General features: G+C 72.6%; 23 protein-coding genes. 11 read left to right on the forward strand and 12 right to left on the reverse strand.

The genetic code is table 11. The annotated features are described in order from the left end of the window. Nucleotides 1–121 precede the first annotated feature (121 nt). The gene (locus QHG49_RS09710) at nucleotides 122–1,792 is read right to left on the reverse strand and encodes a diaminobutyrate--2-oxoglutarate transaminase family protein (RefSeq protein WP_301488640.1); all 1,671 of its coding nucleotides are present in this window, start codon (nucleotides 1,790–1,792) and stop codon (nucleotides 122–124) included. Between the two features lie 305 nt (nucleotides 1,793–2,097). Between QHG49_RS09710 and QHG49_RS09715 the strand changes: the two genes are divergently transcribed. Next, nucleotides 2,098–3,327: a serine protease gene (locus QHG49_RS09715; RefSeq protein WP_301488642.1), complete on the forward strand. Its 1,230-nt coding sequence runs from the start codon at nucleotides 2,098–2,100 to the stop codon at nucleotides 3,325–3,327. An 87-nt stretch (nucleotides 3,328–3,414) separates the two neighbouring features. On the opposite strand, the gene hflX is transcribed toward QHG49_RS09715, so the two are convergent. From hflX to miaA, 6 genes are all read right to left on the reverse strand, one after another. Continuing rightward, entirely contained in the window at nucleotides 3,415–4,905 is a 1,491-nt protein-coding gene (hflX, locus tag QHG49_RS09720) for a GTPase HflX (RefSeq protein ID WP_145487475.1), read from the reverse strand. A 220-nt stretch (nucleotides 4,906–5,125) separates the two neighbouring features. After that, entirely contained in the window at nucleotides 5,126–6,676 is a 1,551-nt protein-coding gene (locus tag QHG49_RS09725) for a M1 family metallopeptidase (RefSeq protein WP_301488645.1), read from the reverse strand. 659 nt (nucleotides 6,677–7,335) lie between these two features. Next, on the reverse strand, nucleotides 7,336–9,534 hold the full coding sequence (locus QHG49_RS09730; RefSeq protein ID WP_301488647.1) for a bifunctional (p)ppGpp synthetase/guanosine-3',5'-bis(diphosphate) 3'-pyrophosphohydrolase: 2,199 nt from the start codon (nucleotides 9,532–9,534) through the stop codon (nucleotides 7,336–7,338). Between the two features lie 282 nt (nucleotides 9,535–9,816). Beyond that, nucleotides 9,817–10,686: a diaminopimelate epimerase gene (dapF, locus tag QHG49_RS09735; RefSeq protein WP_159705636.1), complete on the reverse strand. Its 870-nt coding sequence runs from the start codon at nucleotides 10,684–10,686 to the stop codon at nucleotides 9,817–9,819. A 142-nt stretch (nucleotides 10,687–10,828) separates the two neighbouring features. Beyond that, nucleotides 10,829–11,410, reverse strand: coding sequence for a hypothetical protein (locus QHG49_RS09740; RefSeq protein ID WP_145487609.1), 582 nt, complete (start codon nucleotides 11,408–11,410; stop codon nucleotides 10,829–10,831). A 108-nt stretch (nucleotides 11,411–11,518) separates the two neighbouring features. Continuing rightward, entirely contained in the window at nucleotides 11,519–12,457 is a 939-nt protein-coding gene (gene miaA / locus QHG49_RS09745; protein WP_037663248.1) for a tRNA (adenosine(37)-N6)-dimethylallyltransferase MiaA, read from the reverse strand. 189 nt (nucleotides 12,458–12,646) lie between these two features. Here miaA and QHG49_RS09750 point away from each other — a divergent pair, with 189 nt between their 5' ends. Together QHG49_RS09750 and QHG49_RS09755 are read left to right on the forward strand one after the other, a co-directional pair. Then, nucleotides 12,647–12,802, forward strand: a complete 156-nt coding sequence (locus tag QHG49_RS09750; protein ID WP_301488651.1) for a hypothetical protein — start codon at nucleotides 12,647–12,649, stop codon at nucleotides 12,800–12,802. A gap of 20 nt (nucleotides 12,803–12,822) precedes the next feature. Beyond that, nucleotides 12,823–13,107 (forward strand): antitoxin, encoded by a 285-nt coding sequence (locus QHG49_RS09755; RefSeq protein WP_301488653.1) that lies wholly within the window; start codon nucleotides 12,823–12,825, stop codon nucleotides 13,105–13,107. A 9-nt stretch (nucleotides 13,108–13,116) separates the two neighbouring features. On the opposite strand, the gene QHG49_RS09760 is transcribed toward QHG49_RS09755, so the two are convergent. Continuing rightward, a complete protein-coding gene (locus QHG49_RS09760) occupies nucleotides 13,117–13,836 on the reverse strand; it encodes a class III extradiol dioxygenase subunit B-like domain-containing protein (RefSeq protein WP_301488654.1) in 720 nt (239 codons plus the stop codon). Nucleotides 13,837–14,472: 636 nt separating this feature from the next. After that, on the reverse strand, nucleotides 14,473–15,999 hold the full coding sequence (gene miaB / locus QHG49_RS09765) for a tRNA (N6-isopentenyl adenosine(37)-C2)-methylthiotransferase MiaB (RefSeq protein ID WP_145487469.1): 1,527 nt from the start codon (nucleotides 15,997–15,999) through the stop codon (nucleotides 14,473–14,475). Nucleotides 16,000–16,117: 118 nt separating this feature from the next. Between miaB and QHG49_RS09770 the strand changes: the two genes are divergently transcribed. Then, nucleotides 16,118–16,483, forward strand: a complete 366-nt coding sequence (locus QHG49_RS09770; RefSeq protein ID WP_301488658.1) for a DUF6204 family protein — start codon at nucleotides 16,118–16,120, stop codon at nucleotides 16,481–16,483. A 98-nt stretch (nucleotides 16,484–16,581) separates the two neighbouring features. Beyond that, on the forward strand, nucleotides 16,582–17,022 hold the full coding sequence (locus QHG49_RS09775) for a MarR family winged helix-turn-helix transcriptional regulator (RefSeq protein ID WP_301488660.1): 441 nt from the start codon (nucleotides 16,582–16,584) through the stop codon (nucleotides 17,020–17,022). Between the two features lie 128 nt (nucleotides 17,023–17,150). Here the strand turns inward: QHG49_RS09775 and QHG49_RS09780 are convergent, their stop codons facing one another. Further along, the gene (locus tag QHG49_RS09780; RefSeq protein WP_145487466.1) at nucleotides 17,151–17,579 is read right to left on the reverse strand and encodes a MazG nucleotide pyrophosphohydrolase domain-containing protein; all 429 of its coding nucleotides are present in this window, start codon (nucleotides 17,577–17,579) and stop codon (nucleotides 17,151–17,153) included. 154 nt (nucleotides 17,580–17,733) lie between these two features. Between QHG49_RS09780 and QHG49_RS09785 the strand changes: the two genes are divergently transcribed. Beyond that, a complete protein-coding gene (locus tag QHG49_RS09785) occupies nucleotides 17,734–18,732 on the forward strand; it encodes a TAXI family TRAP transporter solute-binding subunit (protein WP_159705624.1) in 999 nt (332 codons plus the stop codon). Here the strand turns inward: QHG49_RS09785 and QHG49_RS09790 are convergent. Further along, nucleotides 18,722–20,122 carry a HAMP domain-containing sensor histidine kinase gene (locus tag QHG49_RS09790; RefSeq protein WP_301488662.1) on the reverse strand — a complete coding sequence of 467 codons (1,401 nt, stop codon included), beginning with the start codon at nucleotides 20,120–20,122 and terminating at the stop codon, nucleotides 18,722–18,724. The two genes, QHG49_RS09785 and QHG49_RS09790, sit on opposite strands and share 11 nt — an antisense overlap. Before the next feature lie 9 nt (nucleotides 20,123–20,131). Then, nucleotides 20,132–20,818, reverse strand: coding sequence for a response regulator transcription factor (locus QHG49_RS09795; RefSeq protein WP_145487463.1), 687 nt, complete (start codon nucleotides 20,816–20,818; stop codon nucleotides 20,132–20,134). A gap of 293 nt (nucleotides 20,819–21,111) precedes the next feature. On the opposite strand from QHG49_RS09795, the gene QHG49_RS09800 reads away from it, so the two are divergent. The 5 genes from QHG49_RS09800 (at nucleotide 21,112) to QHG49_RS09820 (ending at nucleotide 26,256) form a co-directional block, all read left to right on the forward strand. Next, entirely contained in the window at nucleotides 21,112–21,888 is a 777-nt protein-coding gene (locus QHG49_RS09800) for an amino acid ABC transporter ATP-binding protein (protein ID WP_145487462.1), read from the forward strand. Between the two features lie 81 nt (nucleotides 21,889–21,969). Beyond that, nucleotides 21,970–22,803: a glutamate ABC transporter substrate-binding protein gene (locus tag QHG49_RS09805; RefSeq protein WP_145487461.1), complete on the forward strand. Its 834-nt coding sequence runs from the start codon at nucleotides 21,970–21,972 to the stop codon at nucleotides 22,801–22,803. 76 nt (nucleotides 22,804–22,879) lie between these two features. Beyond that, the gene (locus QHG49_RS09810; protein ID WP_145487460.1) at nucleotides 22,880–23,545 is read left to right on the forward strand and encodes an amino acid ABC transporter permease; all 666 of its coding nucleotides are present in this window, start codon (nucleotides 22,880–22,882) and stop codon (nucleotides 23,543–23,545) included. Then, nucleotides 23,542–24,477, forward strand: a complete 936-nt coding sequence (locus tag QHG49_RS09815) for an amino acid ABC transporter permease (protein ID WP_145487459.1) — start codon at nucleotides 23,542–23,544, stop codon at nucleotides 24,475–24,477. The genes QHG49_RS09810 and QHG49_RS09815 overlap by 4 nt, the downstream gene beginning before the upstream one ends. 177 nt (nucleotides 24,478–24,654) lie before the next feature. Continuing rightward, complete coding sequence (locus QHG49_RS09820; RefSeq protein WP_145487607.1) at nucleotides 24,655–26,256, forward strand: FAD-dependent monooxygenase; 1,602 nt, start codon at nucleotides 24,655–24,657, stop codon at nucleotides 26,254–26,256. Nucleotides 26,257–26,501: the final 245 nt, after the last annotated feature.

The raw sequence follows: 26,501 nt of genomic DNA on the forward strand, positions 1-26,501 counted from the left end.
TGCGCGGGAGGCGGCTCGGGGTCGTCGGCGGTCTCGGGACGGTCGCGCGGGCCGACCGGGCGGGGCGGGCGGGGCGACCGGGCGGGGCGGGCGGGGCGACCGGATGCGGCAGCCCCGCCGGTCAGTCCAGGTCCGTGCCCGCGCCCATGCTCGGGCCCGGGTCCTGTTCGCGTGCCCCGTGGGGGCCGTGCCTCTCGTCGGCCCGGGCCACCGCCGCCACCGCGTCCGTCAGCCGGTCCAGTACGGCCGCCGTCTGCTCGTCGCTGATCGTCAGCGGCGGCAGCAGCCGGACCACCGAGGAGTGCCGTCCGCCGAGCTCCACGATGAGCCCCCGTCGCAGGCACTCGCGCTGGACGGCGGCGGCGAGCCGGGGAGCGGCCGGACGGGGTGCGGCGGGAGGGGGCGCGGTGTCGAAGTCGTCGGCGCCGGGTCGCCTCGCGAAGGGCGCGGCGCCGGGGTCGTGAGCCGGGCGTTCCCGGCCGGGACGCATGGCATCCGGGTCGTGAGCCGAGCGTGCCCGGCCGCAGGGCATGGCGTCCGGGCCGTAGGCCGCGCGCTCCCCGCCGGAGGACGCGGCGTCAAAGCCGTCGGACTCCGCCACATCCCAGGCCGCGGACCCGTCCCAGACCGCCGACTCCCCCGTCGCCCCCTCCGGTTCCACCAGCTCCACCCCGATCATCAGCCCGCGCCCCCGCACCTCCCCCACGCACGCCAACCCGCCGATGTCCGCCCGCAGTTGCTCCATCACCCGGGCGCCGAGCCGCCCCGCGCGCTCCGCCAGCCCGTTCTCCCGGACGTACGCCAGCGTCGCCGTGCCCGCGGCCATCGCGAGCTGGTTGCCGCGGAACGTGCCCGCGTGGGCGCCCGGTTGCCAGACATCGAGGTCGTCTCGGTAGACGATGACAGCCAGCGGGAGGCTGCCGCCGATGGCCTTGGAGAGGACCATGACATCGGGGGTGACGCCGCTGTGGTCGACGGCCCAGAAGGCGCCCGTGCGGCCGACGCCGGTCTGCACCTCGTCGGCGATCAGCGGGATCCCGCGGTCCGCGGTGAGACGGCGCATCCGGCGCAGCCAGCCGTCCGGGGACGGGAGCACCCCGCCCTCACCCTGCACCGGTTCGAGGATCATCCCGGCGGGCAGCGGCACCCCGGACTTGGGGTCGTCGAGCAGCGACTCGGTCCAGCGGGCGCCGAGTTCGGCGCCGTACGGGCCGCCGACGCCGAAGGGGCAGCGGTAGTCCTGCGGATAGGGAAGGCGGGTGGCCTGGACCTCGGGCGCGCCCCCGGAGACGGCCAGCGCGCCCGCCGTCATGCCGTGGTAGGCGCCGGTGAAGGCGAGGACACCGGTACGGCCGGTCGCGGTCCGGACCAGTTTGAGCGCGGCCTCGACGGCGTCCGTCCCGGCCGGTCCGCAGAACTGCACCCGCGCCCGCCCGGCGAGGCCCGGCGGAAGGGTGCGGAACAGCTCGGTGATGAACGCGTCCTTGACCGGGGTCGCGAGATCGAGGACCGACAACGGGGCCCCGGAGTCCAGGACTTGGCGCACGGCCGCCAGGACCACCGGATGGTTGTGGCCGAGCGCGAGCGTGCCCGCGCCGGAGAGGCAGTCCAGATAGCGGCGGCCGTCCGCGCCCTCGATGGTCAGCCCGCGCGCCCGCACGGGCACGATGGGCAGGGCCCGCGCGTAGGTGCGCGCCGAGGACTCGCGCGCCGACTGGCGCCGCAGGATCCCCTCGTGCACGGCGCCGGCCGGCCCGTGCGCTTCTTCCGCCAACGACTCGGTCACGGCCACGGCTGGCTGTCCTCCCGCTGTAAACAGGCGAGTTGATCCACGGGGACCAAGGACAGTCAGCGGGCCCCCCGCCGCCTACAACCGCTCACCGGGCGCCGGGGTCACGGCCTCGCCCCGGATCGATGTGCCGTCCGCGCGCCGCTCGTAGCGAAACCGTTGCCGTACCGGCAAAAGCCGAGGCCGCCGAGCGCATAGGGTGTGATGCCGTTCCGAAAGGTCATGCCACCGGCCGAACTCTCTTCGAGGGGGCCGCCGGTGTCCTGGCCGAGCGCCGAAGTTCCGTCACCACACGGGGAGTCACGAGCATGCGATCCATACGGCCGTCGTCCACCGACCGGCGAGGAAGGGGCATCCGCACCCGCCGCGCCTCGACCTCGCTGGCGGCGGTCGCCCTCGCCTCGGCACTGGCGCTGACCGCCACCGCCTGCGACGGCGACGGCCAGGCCGACGGCAACCCGTCCGCCTCCGCCGCGGCGGCCGGCACCGGCGACGGAAAGATCAGGATCCCGGACGATGTGCGCCAGAAGCTCAAGGAGCACGGGATCGACGTCGACAAGTGGAAGAACGGCGCCTGGAAGGACTGGAACCGCAAGGACTGGCTGCGCCAGGCCAACGATTTCATCAACCCGATCATCAAGGGCCTGTGGGACCCGGACCGGATGCGGCACGCGAACGACCCGGACAAGGGCGTCGACGACAACGACATCTCGGGCGACCAGGGCGTGACCGATCCGACGCCGCAGCCGGTGAAGGCGCGGCAGGTCGCGGCGCCGTACCACGCCAACGCGGCCACCTCGGGCAAGGTGTTCTTCGACTCCCCCGAGGGCCACATGGTCTGCTCGGGCACGGTCGTGGAGGACCCCGCGCACCCGGGCAAGTCCAACCTGGTGTGGACGGCGGGCCACTGCGTGCACGCCGGCAAGAGCGGCGGCTGGTACCGCAACCTCGCCTTCGTGCCGTCGTACAACAACGCGGCCCAGTCGGTCGATCGGCTCCAGCACGCCTCCCGGGAGCAGATCGCGCCGTACGGCGTCTGGTGGGCGGACGCGGCGCAGACCTCCCAGCAGTGGATCGACAAGGGCGGTGAGACCGGCGGTGACGGGGCGCCGTACGACTTCGCGGTCATCCATGTGACGCCGGAGCAGGGCAGCGGGGGCAGGTCGCTGGAGGAGACGGTCGGCGGGGCGTTGCCGGTGGACTTCGACGCGCCCGCCGTGCCGAAGGTGCGGGACATGACGGCCTCGGGCTACCCGGCGGCGCCGCCGTACGACGGTCAGCTGCTCTACCAGTGCGAGGACAGGCCGGGCCGGCTGTCGATGGACCAGGCCGCCCCGACGATGTACCGCATCGGCTGCACCATGACCGGTGGCGCATCCGGCGGCGGCTGGGTGGAGACCGGCCCGGACGGCAAGCCCGCGCTGGTGTCCAACACCTCGATCGGCCCGGTGACGTCCGGCTGGCTGGCGGGCCCCCGCCTCGGTGATGTGGCGAAGGGCGTGTACAGGTCGGTCAGCGACAAGTTCGCCGGGCGGTGAGCTTGTAGCGCCGCCGTACGACCGTAGGACCGTACGACGAAGGCCCGCCGCCCCCGAGGGGGTGGCGGGCCTTCGTGCTGCCGTGGGTCAGGCCGCGGAGACCGGCGTGTACGGCGCCAGGTCCGCCGCCAGTTCCTCGTGCACCCGGACCTTGAGCAGGGTGCCCTCCGCGGTGTGCTCCTCGGAGATCACCTCGCCCTCGGTGTGGGCGCGCGCGACCAGCTTGCCGTGGGTGTACGGCACCAGCGCCTCGACCTCGACCTCGGGGCGCGGCAGCTCCTCGTCGATGAGCGCGAGCAGCTCGGCGATGCCCTGGCCGGTGCGGGCCGAGACCGCGATGGACCGCTTCTCGACGCGCAGCAGCCGCTGGAGGACCAGCGGGTCGGCCGCGTCCGCCTTGTTGATCACGACGATCTCGGGCACGCCGGTGGCGCCGACGTCCCGGATGACCTCGCGCACGGCGGCGAGCTGCTCCTCGGGGACCGGGTGCGAGCCGTCCACCACATGCAGGATCAGGTCGGAGTCGCCGACCTCCTCCATGGTGGAGCGGAACGCCTCGACCAGGTGGTGGGGCAGGTGCCGGACGAAGCCGACGGTGTCCGCCAGGGTGTACAGCCGGCCGCTCGGGGTCTCCGCGCGGCGCACGGTCGGGTCCAGGGTCGCGAACAGCGCGTTCTCGACCAGGACGCCCGCGCCGGTGAGCCGGTTGAGCAGGGAGGATTTGCCGGCGTTGGTGTAACCGGCGATGGCGACGGAGGGCACCTTGTTGCGCCGGCGCTCCTGGCGCTTGATCTCGCGGCCGGTCTTCATGTCCGCGATCTCCCGGCGCATCTTCGCCATCTTCTCGCGGATGCGGCGCCGGTCCGTCTCGATCTTGGTCTCACCGGGGCCACGCGTGGCGAGGCCGCCGCGACCGCCGCCCATCTGCCGGGACAGCGACTGGCCCCAGCCGCGCAGCCTCGGCAGCATGTACTGCATCTGGGCGAGCGCGACCTGCGCCTTGCCCTCCCGGGACTTGGCGTGCTGGGCGAAGATGTCCAGGATCAGGGCGGTGCGGTCGATGACCTTGACCTTGACGACGTCCTCCAGCTGGATCAGCTGGCCCGGACTCAGTTCACCATCGCAGATGACGGTGTCCGCGCCCGTCTCCAGGACGATGTCGCGCAGCTCCAGGGCCTTGCCGGAGCCGATGTAGGTGGCCGCGTCGGGCTTGTCGCGGCGCTGGATGACGCCGTCGAGCACGAGGGCGCCCGCCGTCTCCGCGAGGGCGGCCAGCTCCGCGAGGGAGTTGTCGGCGTCCTGCGCGGTACCGGTGGTCCACACGCCGACGAGCACGACCCGCTCCAGGCGGAGCTGGCGGTACTCGACCTCGGTGACGTCCTCCAGCTCGGTGGACAGACCCACCACGCGGCGCAGGGCCGCGCGCTCGGAGCGGTCGAACTGGTCGCCGTCCCGCTCTCCGTCGATCTCGTGGCTCCAGGCGACGTCCTCTTCCATCAGGGCATCGGCCCGAAGACCCTCGGGGTAGGCGTGCGCCGTGCGCTTGGCGTCCTGGGAAGGGGAAGAAGAGGAGGTCATTGGATCCTTACGTCGATGGGAGTGCCGTGACGGCGTCGGTACGGCGGCCCGGCCGGGCCGCTCGTCATGGTCAACGCTCGGGTACCCCGGGAGATTCCCGTGTCCCGCGCGGCGCCGACCCGAAGATGGTCGCACGAGGCGGCGCGTCGCGTCACCGTGTTATCGCGGGGCCGCGGGGGCGCCGCCGCCCCGGTTTCCCGGGGCCGGGGCGCCGTCCGGCTCACCTGCGGGCAGGCCGTTTGGCCGCCTTCGCGGCCTTCGCGGGCGGGTCGGCCGGCTTCCAGTCCGGGTGGCCCGGCATCGGCGGGGTCTTCTCGCCGTACAGCCAGTCGTGCAGGAAGCCGCCGAGGTCCCGGCCGGCGACCTGGGAGGCCAGTTCGATGTAGTCGTCGGTGGAGGCGTCGGCGTCGCGGTGGTCGCGGACCCAGAGGCGCTCCAGGCGCTCGAAGGCGGGGCGGCCGATCTCCTGCCGCAGGGCGTAGAGGGCGAGGGCCGCGCCGTCGTAGACGCTGGGCCGGAAGATGCTGATCTTCTGGCCGGGTGCGGGCAGCTTGGGCCGGGCGGGCGGGCCGCCGGAGGCGCGCCAGCCGTCGGAGGCGGCGTAGGCGGCCTTCATCCGGTCGATCATCGGGCGGTGGCCCTTCTCCTCCGCGTACAGGGCCTCGTACCAGGTCGCGTGCCCCTCGTTCAGCCATACGTCGGACCAGGAGGCGGGGCTGACGCTGTCGCCGAACCACTGGTGGGACAGCTCGTGCACCATGACCGACTCGACGTACCACTTGGGGTAGGCGGGCTCGATGAACAGGTTCTTCTCGAACAGCGAGAGGGTCTGCGTCTCCAGCTCGAACCCGGTGGTGGCGTTCGCCATGATCACGCCGTACGTCTCGAACGGGTACCTGCCGACCTTGCTCTCCATCCAGGCGATCTGGTCGGGCGTCTTGGCGAGCCAGGGTTCGAGGGTCTTGCGGTCGGCGCTGGGGACGACATCGCGCAGGGGCAGCCCGTGGGGGCCCTCGCGGCGCGGCACGGCGGAGCGGCCGATGGAGACCTGGGCCAGCTCGGTGGCCATGGGGTGCTCGGTGCGAAACGTCCAGGTGGTGCTGGAGCCGGTGCGCTTCTGTCCGGTCGGCAGACCGTTGGCGACCACGGTGTAGGCGTTGGGCGCGGTGACCCGGAAGGTGAACATCGCCTTGTCGGACGGGTGGTCGTTGCACGGGAAGACCAGGTGGGCGGCGTCGGCCTGGTTCGCCATGACGAGGCCGTCGGTGGTGGGCACCCAGCCGCCGTCGCCCTTCTGGTCCCCGGTGGGCCTGGGGTCGCTGGTGTGCCGCACGGTGACGCGCACCCAGTCGCCCCGGCGCAGCGGCTGGGCGGGGGTGACGACCAGGTCCTCCCCGGCGCTCTGGAAGTCGGCGGGGATCCCGTCGAAGTCGACGGAGCGGACGGTGCCGCGCGCGAAGTCCAGGTTGAGGCGGTCCAGGTCGGCGGTGACCCAGGCGTCGATGGTGGTGACCGCCTGGAGCGGCTTGTCGTCGGTGCCGGGGTACGTGAGGTCCAGGTTGTACGACGCGACGTCGTAGCCGGGGTTGCCCAGCGTCGGGTACAGCCGGTCGCCGATGCCGAGCGGCACGGGCGGGGCGGCGGCGCCGAGCAGGCACAGGGAGCAGACGGAGGCGGCGGAGGCGAGCAGGGCGGCCTTGCGGCGGCGGGGGGCCGTCCGCTGCCGGGGGGCGGGGGCAGGGGTGGCCCGGTGGCGGGGGTTGAGCGGCATGGACCACGGCTACCAGCGCCCGCCCGCCGTACGGCGACGACGCGCGCCCGTCCCACCCGAACGGGTTGCGTGCGGTGAGCGGGGCGCGGGAACGTCCGACGCCGGGCGCGCGCCGGGGTCGCGTCGGCCGTGGCGGCTGGACGAGGGGGGTGTGGGCGTCTGCGGGGCCCGGACGGCTAAGGCCGTTCCGGTGACAGGGCTGTTCGTCCGCGCAGGCGGCGCGTGCGGGGTCCGTCGATCTGCGGCGACCGGGGCGCGGCGGGGCTTCGCGGTCGGCCGGGACCGGGTATGGCGGGGCTTCGAGATCGGTCGGGCCGGGCGTGGCGAGGCGTTGTCATCGGCCGGCTGGACACGGCCGGACCGTGTGTTCGGGTGCTGGACATGGCGGGCCGTGTGTCCAGGTGGGACGTTCCCCGCCGGGCCGCTCGTCCGGGCCGTCCGAACAGGCCATCCGCCTGGGCCGTCTGTCCGGGCCGTCTGTCCGGGCCGTCTGTCCGGGCCGTCTGTCCGGGCCGTCTGTCCGGGCCGTCCCTTCGAGCCGTCCGTCCGGCCTCCGAACCAGAGGCCCGTCTGTCCGGCACGCCGCGATACGCGGCCAGCCGTGACCCCCAGCCGGTCCTGAGGGCCCGGCCCTCGCTCGCGGTTCGGCCGGGCGCTCGCTAGGGCGTCCGGGAGGCCGGGGCCGGGGGCTGGGTGCGGCTCACGTCGTAGACGCCCGGGACGTCGCGCATGGCGCGCATGAGGGAGGGCAGGCCCGCGGCGTCCGGGAGCTGGAGGGTGTAGGTGTGGCGCACCCGCTGCTCGCTCGGTGGTTCCACCGTGGCGGAGACGATGTCGCCGCCCGCCAGCGCGATGGCCTCGGTGAGGTCGGCGAGCAGACCGCGGCGGCCGAACGATTCGGCGACCAGGGTGACCCGGCACGCGGTGCTCTCCCCCCAGCGCACTCCGATCTCCGTGCGCCCCCGGCTCTTCATGTGCGCCACCGCCGCGCACTCCACGCGGTGCACGGTCACCACGCCCCCGCGTACCGGGAAGCCGGTGATCTCGTCGGGCGGCACGGGCGTACAGCATCCGGCGAGGCGTACGGCGGCGCCGGGGCGGTCGGTGCCGACGTCGGCGCCCTGGGGGCGTCCGCCGGGCCCGGACTCGTGGGCGCGCCGTTCGCGGAAGTCGGCGTCGGCGCGGTACCCGGCCGGCTCGTCGGCGGGGGCGCCGCCGCCGGGGTGCGTGGTGAGCCAGCGCTGGATGGCGATGCGGGCGGCCGGGGTGTGGGCGTGCTCCAGCCACTCGCGGGAGGGCTCGGAGGCGGGGTCCTGGCCCATGAGGAGTTCGACGGTGTCGCCGTCCTTCAGGACCGTGCTCAGCGTGGCCAGGCGGCCGTTGACGCGGGCGCCGATACAGGCGTGCGCGTCCTCGCCGTACTGCCCGTAGGCGGCGTCCACGCAGCTGGCGCCCTCGGGCAGGCCCAGGGTGCCGCCGTCCGGGCGGAAGACGGTGATCTCGCGGTCCTGGGCGAGGTCCTCGCGCAGGGTCGACCAGAAGGTGTCCGGGTCGGGCGCGGCCTGCTGCCACTCCAGGAGGCGGGAGAGCCAGCCGGGCCGGGTGGGGTCGGCGCGCTCGCCGTCGGCGGGGTCGTCGGCGCCGGGACCGTCGGCGGCGGGGGCGTCCGTGCCGGCGGCGTAGGGGTTGCCGAGCGCGACGACGCCGGCCTCGGCGACCTTGTGCATCTGGTGGGTGCGGATGAGGACTTCGACCACCTGGCCGTCGGGGCGGGCGACGGCGGTGTGCAGCGACTGGTACAGGTTGAACTTGGGTACCGCGATGAAGTCCTTGAACTCCGAGACCACCGGCGTCATACAGGTGTGCAGCTCGCCCAGCACGCCGTAACAGTCGGCGTCCTCGCCCACCAGCACCAGCAGCCGGCCGAAGTCGGCGCCGCGCAACTGCCCGCGTTTACGGGCCACTCGGTGCACGGAGACGAAGTGGCGCGGGCGGATGAGGACTTCGGCGGGGATGCCGGCCTCGCGCAGCACCCCGCGCATCTCCTCGGCGACCGCGGCGAGCGGGTCGGCGGTAAGGGCCGCGTTCTGCGCGATGAGTTCCCTGGTGTGCTCGTACTCCTCGGGGTGGAGGATGCCGAAGACCAGGTCCTCCAGCTCGGTCTTCAGGGCCTGGACACCGAGGCGTTCGGCGAGCGGGATGAGGACGTCGCGGGTGACGCCCGCGATCCGCTCCTGTTTCTCGCGGCGCATCACACCGAGGGTGCGCATGTTGTGCAGCCGGTCGGCGAGTTTGATCGACATCACGCGCACGTCGCTGCCGGTGGCCACGAGCATCTTGCGGAAGGTCTCGGGCTCGGCGGCGGCCCCGTAGTCGACCTTCTCCAGCTTGGTGACGCCGTCGACCAGGTACCGGACCTCCTCGCCGAACTGCTCGCGCACCTGGTCCAGCGTCACCTCGGTGTCCTCGACGGTGTCGTGCAGCAGGGAGGCCGTCAACGTCGTCGTCTCGGCGCCGAGTTCGGCGAGGATGAGGGTCACGGCGAGCGGGTGCGTGATGTACGGCTCGCCGCTCTTGCGCGTCTGGCCGCGGTGCGAGGACTCGGCCAGCACATAGGCGCGGCGCAGGGGTTCGAGGTCGGCGTCGGGATGGTGGGCGCGGTGCGCCTCCACCACATGGCCGATCGCGTCGGGCAGTCTGTCCCGGGCGTTCGGCCCGAGCAGCGCGGCCCGGCCGAGCCGGCGCAGGTCGATCCTGGGCCGGGACTTCCGGCGCACCGACGCGGGTGCCACGGCGGCCGTCACGGCCGTGGGCACCACCGGGACCGGGGTCGAAGGGTTCGTGGCCTCCGCACTCATGGGCACCTCCGGCTCGTGGACCGGCGGACGGAGCCCCAGGGCATGCGCGGCGCAGGGTGCCGACGCTCCCCCGTCCGTGCCGGTGCTTGATGCTATCGAGCCCACCACGTGCGACAGACCGCCTCTCGCCGAGCGTGAAACGGATCACCCATTCGAGCGATGAAAAGGAGGTTTAAGTTTTGCGCCACCTGCCCTGGCGTCGTCCGTGGATTCGATCCGGCCCCGGCCCCCGGAACCGCTGCTCCGGATGCCCGAGGCCGGCGCGAGGGCGGTTTCGACAGGTCAGCGAAGCGCGTTTTCCAGCCACTCGCCGTCGATCACGCCTTCGGCGACGATCACCGCGGGTCCGGTCATCTCGATCTGCCCGTCCGGCCGTTCGGTGATGACCAGCCGGCCGCCGGGCACGTCCACGGTGTACGTCACGGGGGTGCCGGTGACGGCCGGGTCAACGCCGTCGCGGCGGGCGGTGGCCACGGCGACGGCGCAGGCGCCGGTGCCGCAGGAGCGGGTCTCACCGGAGCCGCGCTCGTGCACCCGCATCGCGACATGGCGGGGGCCGCGGTCCACCACGAACTCCACGTTGACCCCCTCCGGGTAGGCGCCCTCGGGGCCGACCGGCGGCGGGCTGTACAGGTCGCCGGCGTGCGCGAGGTCGGCCACGAAGGCGACCGCGTGCGGGTTGCCCATGCCGACGTTGCGCGCGGGCCAGCTGCGCTCGCCGACGCGCACCGTGACGTCCCCCTCGGGGAGGCGGGCGCTGCCCATGCCGACGGTCACGTCCCCGTCCTTGGCGATGTGCGCGCTCTTGACGCCGCCGCGCGTGGCGATGGCGAGGTCGCCCTCGGCGACATGCCCGGCGTGCTGGAGGTAGCGGGCGAAGACGCGGACGCCGTTGCCGCACATCTCCGCGATCGAGCCGTCGCTGTTGCGGTAGTCCATGAACCACTCGGCCTCGCCGGCCATGTCCCGCGCCTCGGGGTGCGCGGCGGAGCGCACCACGTGCAGCACACCGTCGCCGCCGATGCCGGCCCGGCGGTCGCACAGGGCGGCCACGGCGGCCGGGGACAGCTCGATGGCGTTGTCGGGGTCCGGGACGATCACGAAGTCGTTCTCCGTGCCGTGACCCTTGAGGAAGGCGATCCGCGTGCTCATTCCTCGATCGTACGGGGTGGGTACGACAGAGGTTCTACGACGACCACGGGGCCGCGACGGCATGGGCGGCGCGCTCCGGCGGCCCCGCTCCGGCGGCCTGATCGGCGCGCCCCGCTCCGGGGCGCGGTCCGCTCCGGCGCGGTCAGCGCAGCCGGGCCACGCGCCACACGGCGAGTACGGCCACCACGGCGACCAGCAGGGCGTAGCCGAGGACGACGCGCCAGTCCGGGCGGCGGCCGGAGCCGCGCGGGGGCAGGCCGGGCCAGGTGTAGCCCACGCGGCGGGCGGCCATCATGCCCCAGCCCGCGGCGCAGCAGCAGATCAGCAGGCCGAGCATGGCGATGACCGCGCCGCTGTCGCCGTCGAAGGCGAGCGGGAAGGCGAACATCAGGGAACCGACGGCGGACAGTCCCACGATGGGCGCGAGCTGCCAGATGCGCAGCCGGCGCTGCGGGCGCAGCTCGACCTCGACCTCGGGTCCGCTGGTGTACATCTCCTCGGGCGCCGGACCGTCCTCGGTCACGCCGTCCGCGGTCTCGTCGGGCCCGTCGTCGGCGAGCCGGTCCTCGCCCTCGGGCACGAGACCGTCGTCGAGGTCGTCCTGAGGACCTTCCCCGAGGTCCTCGCGGAGATCCTCCTGGGGACCCTCGTCCTGGTCCGGTCGGTCACCCTCGGTGGTGACGCGCTCGGCACCCGGTGCGGTGTCGCGAGGGCCGGCCTCCATCGCCACGCGCCCTCCCAACTAGGACTCCACTTGGTCGATCGAAGCACGATGATGGCACGGCCCCGAAGGCGCCGATGACCGGCGGCGCATCCCGATGCCATCACGTGATCAGGCTGTGACCGGTCGTTCGACCAACGTCAGGGCCTGCCCGGGAAGTTCCCCGCGGTCGGCTTCGGCGCCGCTCAGCCAGTGCACCCGGGGGTCGCGGCGAAACCATGAATCCTGCCGGCGCGCGAAGCGCTTGGTGGCGCGCACGGTCTCGGCGCGCGCCTCCGCTTCCGTGCAGTCACCGGCCAGCGCCGCGAGCACCTGCTGGTATCCCAGCGCGCGCGAAGCCGTGCGCCCCTCGCGCAGCCCTCGCGCCTCCAGCGCGCGCACCTCGTCCACGAGACCGTCGTCCCACATCCGGTCGACACGGCGCGTGATCCGGTCGTCCAGCTCCGGGCGGGCGACGTCGACGCCGATCTGGACGGTGTCGTAGACCGAGTCGTGGCCGGGGAGGTTGGCGGTGAAGGGCTGGCCGGTGATCTCGATCACCTCCAGGGCGCGGACGATACGGCGGCCGTTGCCGGGCAGGATCGCGCGGGCGGCCTCGGGGTCGGCGGCGGCCAGGCGGGCGTGCAGGGCGCCGGAGCCGCGCAGGGCCAGCTCCTCCTCCAGGCGGGCGCGGACCTCGGGGTCGGTGCCGGGGAACTCCAGGTTGTCGACCGCGCCGCGCACGTACAGCCCGGAGCCGCCGACGAGGATCGGCCAGCGGCCCTCGGCGAGCAGCGCGTCGATGTGCCCGCGGGCCAGCTTCTGGTACTCGGCGACCGAGGCGGTGGCCGTGACGTCCCAGACGTCCAAAAGGTGGTGGGGTACGCCGCCGCGTTCCTCGGGTGTCAGCTTGGCGGTGCCGATGTCCATCCCCTGGTAGAGCTGCATCGAGTCGGCGTTGACGACCTCGCCGCCGAGTTGCTGGGCCAGGAAGACGCCGAGATCGGACTTTCCGGCCGCGGTGGGTCCGACGACGGCGATGACGCGGGGGGCGGGGGATGCGCTGCTCACCGCACCAGTCTCGCAAACCTCGCGGCGGGGTCTCGAACGAGTTACGTGACGGAGCCCGCCGACGGGTCGTTGCCCGGGGCGAGGCGCGCAGTGCGAGGCGTCCGGCGCGGTGACCCTGACGGCGTGGCCGTGCGCACCGCGTGACGCGGGAATTCGCCCGCGCGAGTACCGTATGGAGTGGATATGGGCATGATTTCACGGCTCCTGGGCAGGTCGAAGACGACTCGGCAGGCGCCCGTGGAGGCGGCCGAGGCGGCGGGGACGGAGCGGGCGACCGGTGCGGACGAGCCGTCCGAGGCCACCCGGATCCCCCGGCAGCAGCCCACCGAGAGCGTCCGGAAGTAACCCGCGAGGGAAGGTGGATCATGGGTCTGTTCGACAACATGAAGGCCAGGCTCGGCCCGGCCAAGGACAAGGTGTCCGACCTCGCGCGCCAGCACGGCGACAAGGTGTCGCAGGGCCTCGACAAGGCGGCCAGGGCCGTCGACGAGCGCACCAACCACAAGTACAGCGACAAGATCCAGGCGGGCACGGGCAAGGCGAAGGACGCCGTGGACCGCCTGGCGCACAAGGACGAGCATCCGGACGGCACGCCGGGCGCGCAGCCGAATCCGCCCACGCCGCCGCAGGGACCGCCGCCGGCCTCCTGACCCGGTCCGCTAGGACCAGGTGGCGACCAGGTAGCCGACCCCGTACGGCGCGTCCTCGTACAGCAGGCTGCCGTCGAGGTCCGTGCCCTCGGCGGCGCCGGCGAGGATCTGCCAGGGGGCGCGGCCCGAGGACTTCAGGGTGCGGGCGAGGGCGGCGTCGAGGGAGAGCAGGGCGGGGAGGTCGGCGGTGGCCAGGGCGTGGGCGGCCACCGCGTCGTAGGGGGCCGCGCGTTCGTCCAGGTAGCCCGGGGCCTTGACCGTACGGCACGCGCTGCCGTCGCCCAGGACGAGAAGGGCCACGCGACCGGCACGCGCTTTGAGTTCGCGGCCGGTCTCCGCGCACCGCTCGGGCGTGAGCGTCTCCTCCGCGCCGAGTCCCTCGACCGGGGCGTCCGCCCAGCCGGTCCGCTCCAGCAGCCAGGCGCCGACGGCCAGCGAGGACGGCAGCTCGCGCTCCACCGCCGCGTCGTCCCGTGGGCCGGTCCCCAGGCGGACGTCGAGGTCGACGCCGTACCCCTTGAAGGAACCCCGGCTGCCTCCCGGGAACGCCCCGCCCTCGCCCGGCCCGGCGGGTCCGACGACGATCAGCAGGTCCGGACGAGCGGCCGCGAGCACACCGAGCGCATCCGTACAGGCCGCACGCGCGGCGTCCATCTCGGCGGCGGCGCCCACGGCGACCTCGGGCACGAGCAGCGGCGGGCAGGGGCAGACGGCGGCGGCGACAAGCATGATCGGCAGGGTAACCCGGCATCGTCCCGGACGGGCAGCCTGGCCGGGGCCGATGGCTCCGCCGGTGTCACCGCCCGCCTCACCGCCCGGCCTCCGGGGGGGCAGCGCCGTCTCACGGGCCGCCCGCCGAGGCGCCGGTGCGGCTTCACGACCGGCCCCGAGGTGTCTGCGCAGCCCCACAGCCGGTCCCGAGGTGCCGGTGCGGCTTCACAGCCGGTCCCGAGCTGGAAGCGCCGCCTCACGGCCCCCGGTCCCTGACAGTCGGCGACGACAAGAAACGTCGCGCACACCGGACGGCCCTGGTGCCCGGCCGGGGCCTGGGATCTCACCGGTGTCAGCGCGGCTTCACGGCCGTCCTTCGCGGTGTCGGCGTCGCTTCACGGGCGGGCACACCGCCGACCGTCAGACAGGAACTCCGTCCTGCGCAGCGGCGCGCGCGGACCGGCCAGAGCCCACGCCCCAGCACGTGTCAGCCCCGGCTCCCGGCTCGGCCCCGCAGGGTCAGCGCCAGCTCACCGCCCGGCCGCCACCGGACCGGCAGGAAGAGCCGTCCTGCTGGCCGCCGTCGCCCAGGCAGCCTGAGCCGTCTCCCGGCCCGACCGGCCAACAGGAGCCCTCCCCCGCCCGGCCGCACCCTCAGTCGCAGCCGCACCCGCTCGTCGCCACCGGCAGCGGGGCCGGGGCGCCGATCTTCGGGAGGCCCAGCATGACGCCGGCCGGCTTGGCGGCCGCCTCGGCCGTGCGCTTCTCCCAGGCGTCGCCCGCGCGCGTGCGGCGCACGGCGAGCACCTGGCCCTCGGCGAGCAGGTGGTGCGGGGCGGCGTACGTCACCTCGACGGTGACCACGTCGCCGGGCCGTACCTCCTGCTCCGGCTTGGTGAAGTGGACCAGGCGGTTGTCGGGGGCGCGCCCGGAGAGCCGGTGCGTGGCGCCGTCCTTGCGGCCCTCGCCCTCCGCGACCATCAGCTCCAGCGTGCGGCCGACCTGCTTCTTGTTCTCCTCCCAGGAGATCTCCTCCTGGAGGGCGACGAGCCGCTCGTACCGCGCCTGCACGACCTCCTTGGGGATCTGGTCGTCCATGGTCGCGGCCGGGGTCCCGGGCCGCTTGGAGTACTGGAAGGTGAAGGCCTGCGCGAACCGCGCCTCGCGCACGGTGTGCAGCGTCTCCTCGAAGTCCGCCTCGGTCTCGCCGGGGAAGCCCACGATGATGTCGGTGGTGATCGCCGCGTGCGGGATCGCCGCGCGCACCTTCTCGATGATCCCGAGGTAGCGCTCCTGCCGGTAGGAGCGGCGCATCGCCTTGAGGACCGTGTCCGAGCCGGACTGGAGCGGCATGTGCAGCTGCGGCATCACGTTCGGCGTCTCGGCCATGGCGGCGATCACGTCGTCGGTGAAGTCACGCGGGTGCGGGGAGGTGAACCGGACCCGCTCCAGGCCCTCGATGTTCCCGCAGGCGCGCAGCAGCTTGCTGAAGGCCTCGCGGTCGCCGATGTCGGAGCCGTACGCGTTGACGTTCTGGCCGAGCAGCGTGATCTCCGAGACGCCCTCGGCGACCAGCGCCTCGACCTCGGCGAGGATGTCGCCGGGCCGGCGGTCCTTCTCCTTGCCGCGCAGCGCCGGGACGATGCAGAAGGTGCAGGTGTTGTTGCAGCCGACGGAGATCGAGACCCAGGCGGCGTACGCGCTCTCGCGGCGCGTCGGCAGCGTGGAGGGGAACGCCTCCAGCGACTCGGCGATCTCGACCTGCGCCTCCTCCTGGACGCGGGCGCGCTCCAGCAGCACGGGGAGTTTGCCGATGTTGTGCGTGCCGAAGACGACGTCCACCCAGGGCGCCTTGCGCACGATGGTGTCGCGGTCCTTCTGCGCGAGGCAGCCGCCGACCGCGATCTGCATGCCGGGCCGGGACACCTTGCGCGGCGCGAGCCGGCCGAGGTTGCCGTACAGCCGGTTGTCGGCGTTCTCCCGGACCGCGCACGTGTTGAAGACGACGACGTCCGCGTCGCCGTCGGCGTCCTCCGGCGCCCGCACGTACCCGGCCTCTTCCAGCAGTCCGGCCAATCGCTCGGAATCGTGGACGTTCATCTGGCACCCATAGGTGCGGATCTCGTAGCTCTTGGGTGCGGGCACGTCCACTGCGGGGCTCCGGTCGCTGCTGCTGGTCATGGTTCAAGGGTAGGCGGTCCCGGGGAGGGCTTCGCCGCCCCGTCGGCCGGGGTCCGCCTCCGGCACCGGCGCGAAAAGCCGGTGGAGAACCGCATCCCGGCATGCCTATGGTCGCGGGATGAACACCCGAACCTTCCGGATCACCGTGCGCGGTGTCTTCGACGGCCTCACCGACGACCAGCGGGCCGCGCTGCTCGCCGACGCCGCCGCCCATGACGTGCTGCGCGCCGCCTTCACCCCCGAGGGCAGCGTGACCTACGACATCGCCGCCCGCCCGGCCTTCGTCTTCCGCTTCTCCGACACCGGCGAGAAGGAGGAGGACGTCCTGGACGCCACCGAACGCGCCGAGACGGCCGCCAAGACCTGGCTGTCCGAACGCGGCTACGGCTTCAAGAACCTCCGCTCCTCCGCCGAAGACCTCTCCCAGGCACCTTTGAGCAAGCGCCAACGCCGGGCGGCGGCACGGTCGTCCGAGGCGTCCTGACTCCTTCGCACTCATCCATCCCATAAACTTGACCACTCAAGGAACCCTCAAGGAACTCCTGAGGTCTCAGGGAGTCGTATCCCGGATGGACATGGACCATGAGTGACGCCCTGGACGCCGCCCTGCGTCTCGTGCGGGCCCAGGCGGCGCTGGTACGGCGGTTCGACGCCCGGCTCGGCGGGCTGCACGGAGTGAGCCTCGCCGACTTCACGCTGCTGCTGCGGCTTGGACAGGCGCCCGGCAGCCGGATGCGGCGGGTCGATCTCGCCGAGGCGCTGGGGCTGACGGCCTCCGGGGTCACCCGTGCGCTGGCTCCCCTGGAGCGGATCGGACTGGTGACCCGGGAGCCGGACGCCCGGGACGCGCGCGTGGCCTATGCGTCACTGACCGGCACGGGCCGGGACCGGCTGAAGGAGATGCTGGCCACGGCCGAGGAGACCGCCGAGGATCTCTTCGCCGCCCCGGCCTGGGGAGCGGAGGAAGTCCCCCTCCTCGCCGGTCTGTTGACCCGGCTGGGCGGCGCCGGGCCGAGGCCCTGAGCCGAGACCGCCGTACGGCGGGGCGGCTCACAGGCCCCTCGCACGGTCTCGACCGCCCACCGCGCGCCCCGGGTCGTCCCACTCGGGTCGTCCCACCCGGGGCGTCGCACCGTCCTCGGGACGGCCTCCTAGGCGTCCGCCTCCACGGTGGCGTCCTGCGCCGCCGGTGTCCAGCCCTGGCGGCGCAGGACCGAGGACACGTCCGGTGCCCGGTAGTGCTCGCCCTTGAGGACCTTGCCGTCGGCGCGGCGGCTGATCTGCCCGTCGGGGCCGACCTTGCTCATGTTGGCGCGGTGGATCTCGGCGATCACCTGGTCCAGGTCGATGCCGTGGACCAGGGCGGTGCCGTACGCCACGTACACCACGTCCGCCAGTTCGTGCGCCAGCTTGTCCAGCGGGCCCTCGACCGAGACCTCGCCGACCTCGGCGGCCTCCTCGGCGAGCATGTCCCAGCGGTGGGCGGCCAGTTCGGGTGAGACCTCGGTGGGGGTGGTGCGGGCGTCGAGGCCGAAGGCGCGGTGGAACTCACGGACGAGATCGGCGGGCGAAGTGCTCATGCGTCGACTCTAACGGCCACCACCGACAACGCCCGCCGCCCGGCCGAGGACCACCGCCCGGCCCCGGACCACTCCCCCGGCCCCGACCGCCGCCCGGCCCACCTCACAGCCCCGGCCCTGGTCAGCGTCGTACCTCGCCTGGCAGGATCGCCGCATGTCCAAGCTGTTCCCCCGCTCCGGCCGGCGCCGGGCGCTGCCGGTCGCGGCCGCCGGTGCCGTCGTCCTCGGTCTGCTGCTGTGGTGGCTGCTGCCGCTGGGCGAGAAGCCGCCGAGCGGGACGATCGTCTTCAGCACCGGCACCCCCAAGGGCGTCTACCAGGAGTACGGCGAGCGGCTGCGCACCGAACTGGCCAAGGACATGCCCGGTCTGAAGGTGAAGCTCCTCAACAGCGCGGGCTCCCAGGAGAACGTGCGGCGGGTGGCGACTGGGAAGGCCGACTTCACCATCGCGGCGGCCGACGCGGTGCAGACGTACGAGCTCGGGCACGGCAGCGGCGCCGGGAAGCTGCGCGGGGTGGCCCGGCTCTACGACGACTACACGCACCTCGTCGTGCGCAGCGACTCGGACATCCACGGCATCGAGGACCTGCGGCACAAGCGGGTCGCGACCGGGCTGCCCAACTCGGGGGTCAGGCTGATCGCCGACCGGGTGCTGCGGGCCGCCGGCATCGATCCGCGGAAGGACATCACGCCCGCCGCCGACGGCATAGACACCGGGCCCGAGCGACTGCAACAGGGCGGGATCGACGCGTTCTTCTGGTCCGGCGGCCTGCCCACCAGGGGTCTGGTCACGCTGGCCAAGAAGGGCGCCTTCCGGTTCATCCCGATCGACGCCGACCTCGTCACCAAGCTGCACGCGCAGGGCCAGGAGACGCGCTACTACCGGGCCACCAACATGCCCGAGTCGGCGTACCCGGATGTCCAGCACGGCGTCGAGGTGCCGACGATCGCGGTGTCCAACCTGCTGATGACCCGCGCGGACATGGACCCCCGGCTCACCGAGTGGGTGACCCGCACCGTGATCAAGAGCCGCGACGGCATCGGCGCCCATGTCCACTCCGCCCAGCTGGTCGACCTGCGCACCGCCATCTACACCGACCCCCTCCCGCTCCAGGAGGGCGCCCGCCGCTACTACCGCTCGGTCAAGCCCTGAACCTCGGCACCGACACCGTCACCCGCAGCCCCCTCGGCTCGTGCGGACCGTACGCTATCGAGCCGCCGCCCGCCTCCAGGAGGGCGCGGGTGATGGACAGGCCGAGCCCGGACCCCTTGACGTTCTGATGGCGGCCGCTGCGCCAGAAACGGTCGCCCACGCGCGCGAGTTCCTCCTCGGTGAGGCCGGGTCCGGTGTCGGTGACGACAACCCTGGAGACGTCCCCCTCGCAGGAGACGGAGACCGCCACGACGCCGCCCTCGGGAGTGAACTTCACCGCGTTGTCGATCACCGCGTCCAGCGCGCTGGACAGGGTGATCGGGTCCGCCCAGCCGGTGGTGGCCGGGCAGTCGCCGGTCAGCCGGACCCCCTGGGCCGCGGCGGCCGGTGTCCAGGCCGCCAGCCGTTCCTCGGTGAGGGCGCCGATGTCGGTCAGGCTCAGATCGGCCTCGGCGTGCTCGGCGAGCGCCAGGTCGAGCAGGTCGTCCAGGACCTGGGCGAGGCGCTTGCCCTCGGTGCGCACCGAGGCGATCTCCTCGTTGTCCTCCGGCAGTTCGAGGGCGAGGAGTTCGATGCGCAGCAGCAGCGCGGCCAGCGGGTTGCGCAGCTGGTGGGAGGCGTCCGCGACGAACGCGCGCTGCTGTTCGAGGACTTCCTCGACGTGGTCCGCCATCTCGTTGAACGAGTGGGCGAGGCGCCGGAGTTCCGGGGGCCCGCCGGCGGCCGCCACCCGGGACTTCAGGCGCCCGGTGGCGATGTCGTGGGTGGTGGCGTCCAGGACCCGGACCGGGCGCAGCACCCAGCCGGTCAGCCGCAGCGCCGCGCCGACGGCGAGCAGCATGGCCGCGATCTCACCGGCGCCGATGAGCAGCCAGCCGTGCAGGATCCGCAGGCGCAGCGGCCCGGTGGGCGAGTCGGTGACGACGACCGCGATCACGTCCCCGTCCCGGATCACCGGTGAGGCGACCACCAGGCGGCTGTGCTGCCAGGGCCACGCCTGCCGGGGGTCGTGGCTGCGCCGGCTGAGCAGCGCCTCGTCGAACGCCTCCCGGACCTCCCCCGACGGCGGTACGAACCAGTCGCCGGGCGCGTTGGCCATGGCGGAACCGTTGCGGTAGAAGACACCGGCGCGAATGCCGTAGACGTCGTAGTAGCTGTCGAGTTCGCTGCGCAGGGTCTCCCAGCGCTCGTCGGTGCCGGTGCGCCGGGAGCCGCCGGGGCCCTCGGTGACGAACTGGGCGAGCGCGGCGAAGCGCGCCGTGTCGTCGATCCGGTCCACCACGACCCGCTGCTGCTCGGAAGCGGCCATGCTGACGGCGAGCGGGACGCCGAGGGCGAGGAGTACGGCCGCCATCAGGACGATGAGCAGCGGCAGCAGCCGTGTGCGCACCCGTCCCCGCTAGGCGGCCGGGGCGACGAGCCGGTAGCCGACGCCCCGGACGGTCTCGATGAGCGCGGGCAGGCGCAGCTTGGCGCGCAAGGAGGCGACATGCACCTCCAGGGTGCGTCCGGTGCCCTCCCAACTGGTCTGCCACACCTCGCTGATGATCTGCTCCCGCCGGAAGACCACGCCGGGGCGCTGGGCGAGCAGCGCCAGCAGGTCGAACTCCTTGCGGGTGAGCTGGACGACGGAGCCGTCCACGCTGACCTGGCGGGTGGGCAGTTCGATGCGCACCGGGCCGAGGTGCAGCAGGCCCTCGGCGGTCTGGGCGGGCTCCTCGTGGGCGGTGCGCCGGCTGACGGCGTGGATCCGGGCGAGCAGTTCCCCGGTGTCGTACGGCTTCACCACGTAGTCGTCGGCGCCCAGGTTGAGCCCGTGGATGCGGGAGCGGACGTCGGAGCGGGCGGTGACCATGATCACCGGGGTGCTGGTGCGCTTGCGGATCTTGCCGCAGACCTCGTAGCCGTCCTGGTCGGGCAGGCCCAGGTCGAGCAGGACCACGCCGAAGCCGTCGCTCTCGGGGACGAGCGCGCGCAGGGCCTCCTCGCCGTTGCGCGCGTGGGTGACGGCGAATCCGTGCCTGGCCAGCACGGCGGACAGGGCCGCGGCCACATGGTTGTCGTCCTCGACGAGCAGCAGTCTCATTCCGGCCCCCTCCGGTTCAGTGGTCCTACGGACATCGTTCATCCGTCTTGCAGATCATGTGCCCGCGCGTATGCACCATGGCAGTGACGCCGATGGAGCAGGACGCCGTCAAGTGGCTTCCGGTTGCCCGTCGCTTCCGTTATGCGGCCGATACGGATCTTGACGGGTACCGCTACGTCATGTGTACGGCGGCTACCGGATCGTGATGCTCAGATCTCCCTCAGATGTGATGACGCAGGTCACAGCCCGTCATTACTGTCCTCCGAAACCGAGGAGGACGGAGCCGTGAAGCGATGACCGAAGTATCGGTGGCCAAGGAGGACAAGGCCGCTTCCGACGAACTGGTCGTCCTGAAGAGCGTCAACAAGCACTTCGGCGCGTTGCACGTGCTCCAGGACATCGACCTGACGATCGACCGCGGCGAGGTCGTGGTCGTCATCGGGCCCTCCGGGTCCGGCAAGTCGACCCTGTGCCGCACCATCAACCGCCTGGAGACGATCGACTCGGGCACCATCACGATCGACGGCAAGCCCCTGCCGCACGAGGGCCGGGAGCTGGCGCGGCTGCGCGCCGACGTCGGGATGGTCTTCCAGTCCTTCAACCTCTTCGCGCACAAGACCGTGCTCGAGAACGTGATGCTGGGCCAGATCAAGGTCCGCAAGGCCGACAAGAAGCAGGCCGAGGAGAAGGCGCGGGCCCTGCTCGACCGGGTCGGCGTGGGCACCCAGGCCGACAAGTACCCCGCCCAGCTGTCCGGCGGCCAGCAGCAGCGCGTCGCCATCGCCCGGGCGCTGGCGATGAACCCGAAGGTCATGCTCTTCGACGAGCCGACCTCGGCCCTCGACCCCGAGATGATCAACGAAGTCCTGGACGTCATGCGGCAGCTGGCGCGCGAGGGCATGACGATGATCGTCGTCACCCATGAGATGGGCTTCGCGCGCTCGGCCGCCAACCGGGTGGTCTTCATGGCGGACGGCCGGATCATCGAACAGGCCGCGCCCGACCGGTTCTTCAGCAACCCGCGCAGCGACCGGGCCAAGGACTTCCTGTCCAAGATCCTGCACCACTGAGCCCGCGGGCGGCCGTCGCGCGCGCCTCATTCGATTTCTCCCGACGGGCCTCGTCCCTCACCACTTCGAAGGATGTTCAGCATGCAGCTCCGCAAGGTCACCGCCGCCTCGGCCGCCGTCCTCGCCCTCAGCCTCGCCGCGACCGCGTGCGGCGGCGACAAGAAGGACGACAACGGGTCCTCCGGCGGCAAGAAGATCGCCATCGGCATCAAGTTCGACCAGCCCGGTCTCGGCCAGAAAACGCCGCAGGGCTACGCGGGTTTCGATGTCGACGTGGCCACCTATGTCGCCAAGAAGCTCGGCTACGGCCCGGACCAGATCGAGTGGAAGGAGTCGAAGAGCGCCGACCGCGAGACCATGCTCCAGCGCGGTGACGTCCAGTTCATCGCCGCCACGTACTCGATCACTCCGGAGCGCGAGCAGAAGGTCGACTTCGCCGGCCCGTACCTGCTGGCCCACCAGGACGTGCTGCTGCGTGCCGACGAGACGGCCATCAAGGCGCCGAAGGACCTGAACGGCAAGAAGCTGTGTTCGGTCTCCGGCTCGACCTCGGCCCAGAACCTCAAGGCCAAGCTGAACCTCAAGACCGACCTGGTCACCTACCCGACCTACTCCGCGTGTCTCTCGGGTCTGCAGAGCGGCGCCATCGACGCCCTGACCACGGACGACTCGATCCTCGCCGGTTACGCCGCCCAGGCCCAGTTCAAGGGCAAGTTCAAGCTCGGCAACTTCAAGATGACCAACGAGAACTACGGGATCGGTGTCAAGAAGGGCAGCGACCTCAAGGCGAAGATCAACACGGCCCTGGAGTCGATGGTCTCCGACGGCTCCTGGGCCGCGGCCGTGAAGAAGAACTTCGGCCCGGCCGACTACAAGAACGAGCCCGCGCCGAAGGTCGGCGACGTCAAGAGCTGAGGCAACGCCCGGCCGGTGCGCCGCCGTCGACGGCGGCGCACCGTGGGCATCCCTACACGCGGAAGCGCGGGAGATCGTGTTCGACTTTCTTGGACATTACGACGTACTGGGCGCCTTCTGGACGACGGTGCAGCTCACCCTGCTGTCGGCCGTGGGCTCCCTGGTCTGGGGCACCCTGCTGGCCGCCATGCGGGTGGGCCCGGTACCGCTGATGCGCGGCTTCGCCACCGCCTACGTGAACATCGTGCGGAACATCCCGCTCACGGTGATCATCCTGTTCTCGTCGCTCGGTCTGAACCAGACGCTGGGCATCAGTCTGGGCGCCAAGGGCTTCGACGCGATCAACTTCCGGCTGGCCGTGCTCGGTCTGATCGTCTACACCTCGGCCTTCGTGTGCGAGGCGATCCGGGCCGGCGTCAACACGGTGCCGGTCGGCCAGGCGGAGGCGGCACGGGCCATCGGCCTCAGCTTCTCCCAGGTGCTGGGCCTGGTCGTGCTCCCGCAGGCCTTCCGCGCGACCGTCGGCCCGCTGACCAACGTACTGATCGCGCTGACGAAGAACACGACGGTGGCCGCCGCGATCAACGTGGCGGAGGCGGCCCTGCTGATGAAGAAGATGATCGAGAACGAGGCGCAGCTGATGACGATCTCGGCGGTCATCGCCTTCGGCTTCGTCTGCCTGACCCTGCCGACCGGCCTGATCCTCGGCTGGGTGGGCAAGAAGGTGGCGGTGAAGCGATGACTTCGGTCCTGTACGACGCTCCGGGACCCCGCGCCAGGCGGCGCAACGTCCTGTACACGGCGGCCTTCCTGGTCGTCCTCGCGGCCCTCGTCTGGTGGGTCTACAGCGCCCTGGACGACAAGGGCCAGCTGGAGTGGGCCCTGTGGAAGCCGTTCTTCTCCGGTTCCGAGGCGTACACCACGTACATCTGGCCGGGGCTGCGGAAGACCCTGGAGGCGGCGGCGCTCGCGATGGTCATCGCGCTCCCGCTGGGCGCGGTCCTCGGCATCGCGCGGCTCTCGGACCACGCCTGGGTACGGGTGATCGCCGCGGTCCTGGTCGAATTCTTCCGCGCGATCCCCGTACTGGTCCTGATGATCTTCGGCCTCGCGCTCTTCGCCCAGTACACCGGCGTCAGTTCGGACGACCGGCCGTTCTACGCGGTCGTCACCGGCCTGGTGCTGTACAACGCGTCGGTGCTCGCGGAGATCGTCCGCGCGGGCATCCTCTCGCTGCCCAAGGGCCAGTCCGAGGCGGCCCTGGCGATCGGCCTGCGCAAGGGCCAGCTGATGCGGCTCGTACTGCTGCCGCAGTCGGTCACCGTGATGCTCCCGGCGATCGTCAGCCAGCTGGTGGTCATCGTGAAGGACACCGCCCTCGGCGGCGCGGTCCTCACCTTCCCCGAACTGCTGGCCTCGGCCAACACGATGAGCGGCTACTACGGCAACTTCATCGCCTCGCTCACCGTCGTAGCCGTGATCTACGTGCTCATCAACTTCTCGCTGACCTCCTTCGCGCACTGGCTGGAGGGCCGGCTGCGGCGGGGCAAGAAGTCGACCGGCGCGGTGCTGGGCGCGCAGGACGTGGCGGACATCGCGGGCACGGCGGCGACCGGCGCGGATCCGGCCGGTTCTCTCTCCGGCATCGGTGACATCAACGACACCAAGAAGTGACGATCATTCAATCAAATGATTCGGCCGGGGGCGGTGGCATGACGCCACCGCCCCCGAGGGTCACTTGACGCATACTCTGCCAATGGGTTGCATACCTTCTGTGATCGTGCACCCGGCCTCACCTTGCTGTTCACCCACCGCCGTCGAGGCATCGCCGCGGACAGGGGGCACCGCGCCGTGGACCCGGTGATCATCGTCGGAGCGGGACCCGTCGGGCTCACGCTCGCCCTGGCGCTGGCCCGCCAGGAGGTGCCGGCCGTCGTCCTGGACGAGGGCCCCGGCAAGGAGGAGCCCCGCCCGGCACGCACCGTCGTCCTGCGCCCCGACACGGCCGCGCTGCTGGAACGGCTGGCCGGGACGGCCCTCGACCACCACGGCGTGCGCTGGAGCGGGTGGCGCTCGATGCGCCGCAAGCAGGTGGTGAGCGAGATCGCCTTCGCCCCGGACGAGCCCGCCCCGGTGCACATCGCCCAGCATGTGGTCTCGGGCCTGCTGCGGGCGGCCGCCGCCGGCCAGCCGCTCGTGGAGATCGCCACCGACAGCCGCCTGGACTCGATCGAGCAGGAGACCTCCGGCGTCACCGCGCACACCCGGGGCCCCAAGGGCACCTGGTGGCGCGGTAGTTACCTGGTGGGCTGCGACGGCACCCGCTCGACCGTGCGCAAGCTCCAGGACATCCGCTTCCCCGGCCGTACGGCGGTGGAGCGGCACGCCGTCGCCGCACTGCGCGCGGAACTCCCCTGGGAGGACCAGGCACTGCTCCACCGGATGCCGCCGTGGCGGTCCTCCGGGCCCTTCGCCGGGGAGGTGTCCGCCCGCCCCCTGCCGGACGGCGCCTGGCGCCTGGACTGGCTGCTGCCACCGGGCAAGGACCTCGTCACGCCCGAACTCCTGGTGGCCCGGATCCGCGAGACCCTCGCGGGCTGGACCGACGGCACGACACCGGCGTACGACCTCCTCGACACCGGCGTCCACACGGTGCACCACCGGCTGGCCCGGCGGTGGCGCGACGGCCGGGTCTTCCTCGCCGGGGACGCGGCGCATCTGCTCGGCGCGCTGGGCACCCAGGGTCTCGACGAGGGGCTGCGGGACGCCGACAACCTGTCCTGGAAGCTCGCCGCCGCCTGGCACCACGGGCCGCACGAGGCACTGCTCGACAGCTACCAGGAGGAGCGGCGCGCGGTGGTCGCCGCCCGGCTGCGCGCCACCGACCAGGCGCTGCCGGGGCTGCGCGGCGGAGGCGGACTGCGGCACATCGTCCCGGGCACGGCCCGCGGCCACGACGCCCTCCTCACCGACGGCCATCTGGGCCGCGGGGCACTCGGCGCGCCGGGCGCGTACGCCGCCTCCCCGCTCACGCCCCGCCCCCTCCAGGGCGAGATCCCCGTCGACACGCCGCGCGGCGCCCCGGTGACGGACGTCCGTGTCACGGCGGAGGACGGCTCCTTCGTCCGCCTGCGCGACCGCCTCGGCCGCGGCGCGCTGCTCGTCCTGCTGATCGCTCCCGGCACCGGCGTCTGGGACCGCAAGCACTGGGTCTCGGCGGGCGTGATGCCCCGCCTGGCCGCCGCGGTGACGGCCCTGCCGCACCCCGCCGAACTGCTCGTCGCCGAGAGCTACCCCGGCGCCCCGGCCCACAGCGTCCTCCTGGTACGCCCCGACGGCCACCTGGTCACCGCCCTGACCGGCGTCCGCCCCGCCGACCTGTACACGGCGGCTGAGGCGACGGTCGGCGGAGCGGTGGCGGTGGCAGAGGAAGTTGAGGCGGGGGTGCGTTGACGGGGGCCGCCCAGGCCCGAGGCACGCTCGCGAAGGACCCCGGGCGCGCACAGGGCCCGCACTCGGGCGTGCTCGGAGGCGCACTCGGGGCGTGCACCACACCTGAGCCCTCCGTCGTCCCGCTCCCTGCTCCCCTCGGCGCTCCCTCCCGCTCCCCCGCGCGCCGTCACCCTCCGTCCACATCGTGACCGTCTGTTGACCGCCATTTCGGCGGCGTGCTGTACTCCCGTCGTGACCGACACCTG

This window comes from Streptomyces sp. WP-1, from assembly GCF_030450125.1.
GTDB lineage: Bacteria > Actinomycetota > Actinomycetes > Streptomycetales > Streptomycetaceae > Streptomyces > Streptomyces incarnatus.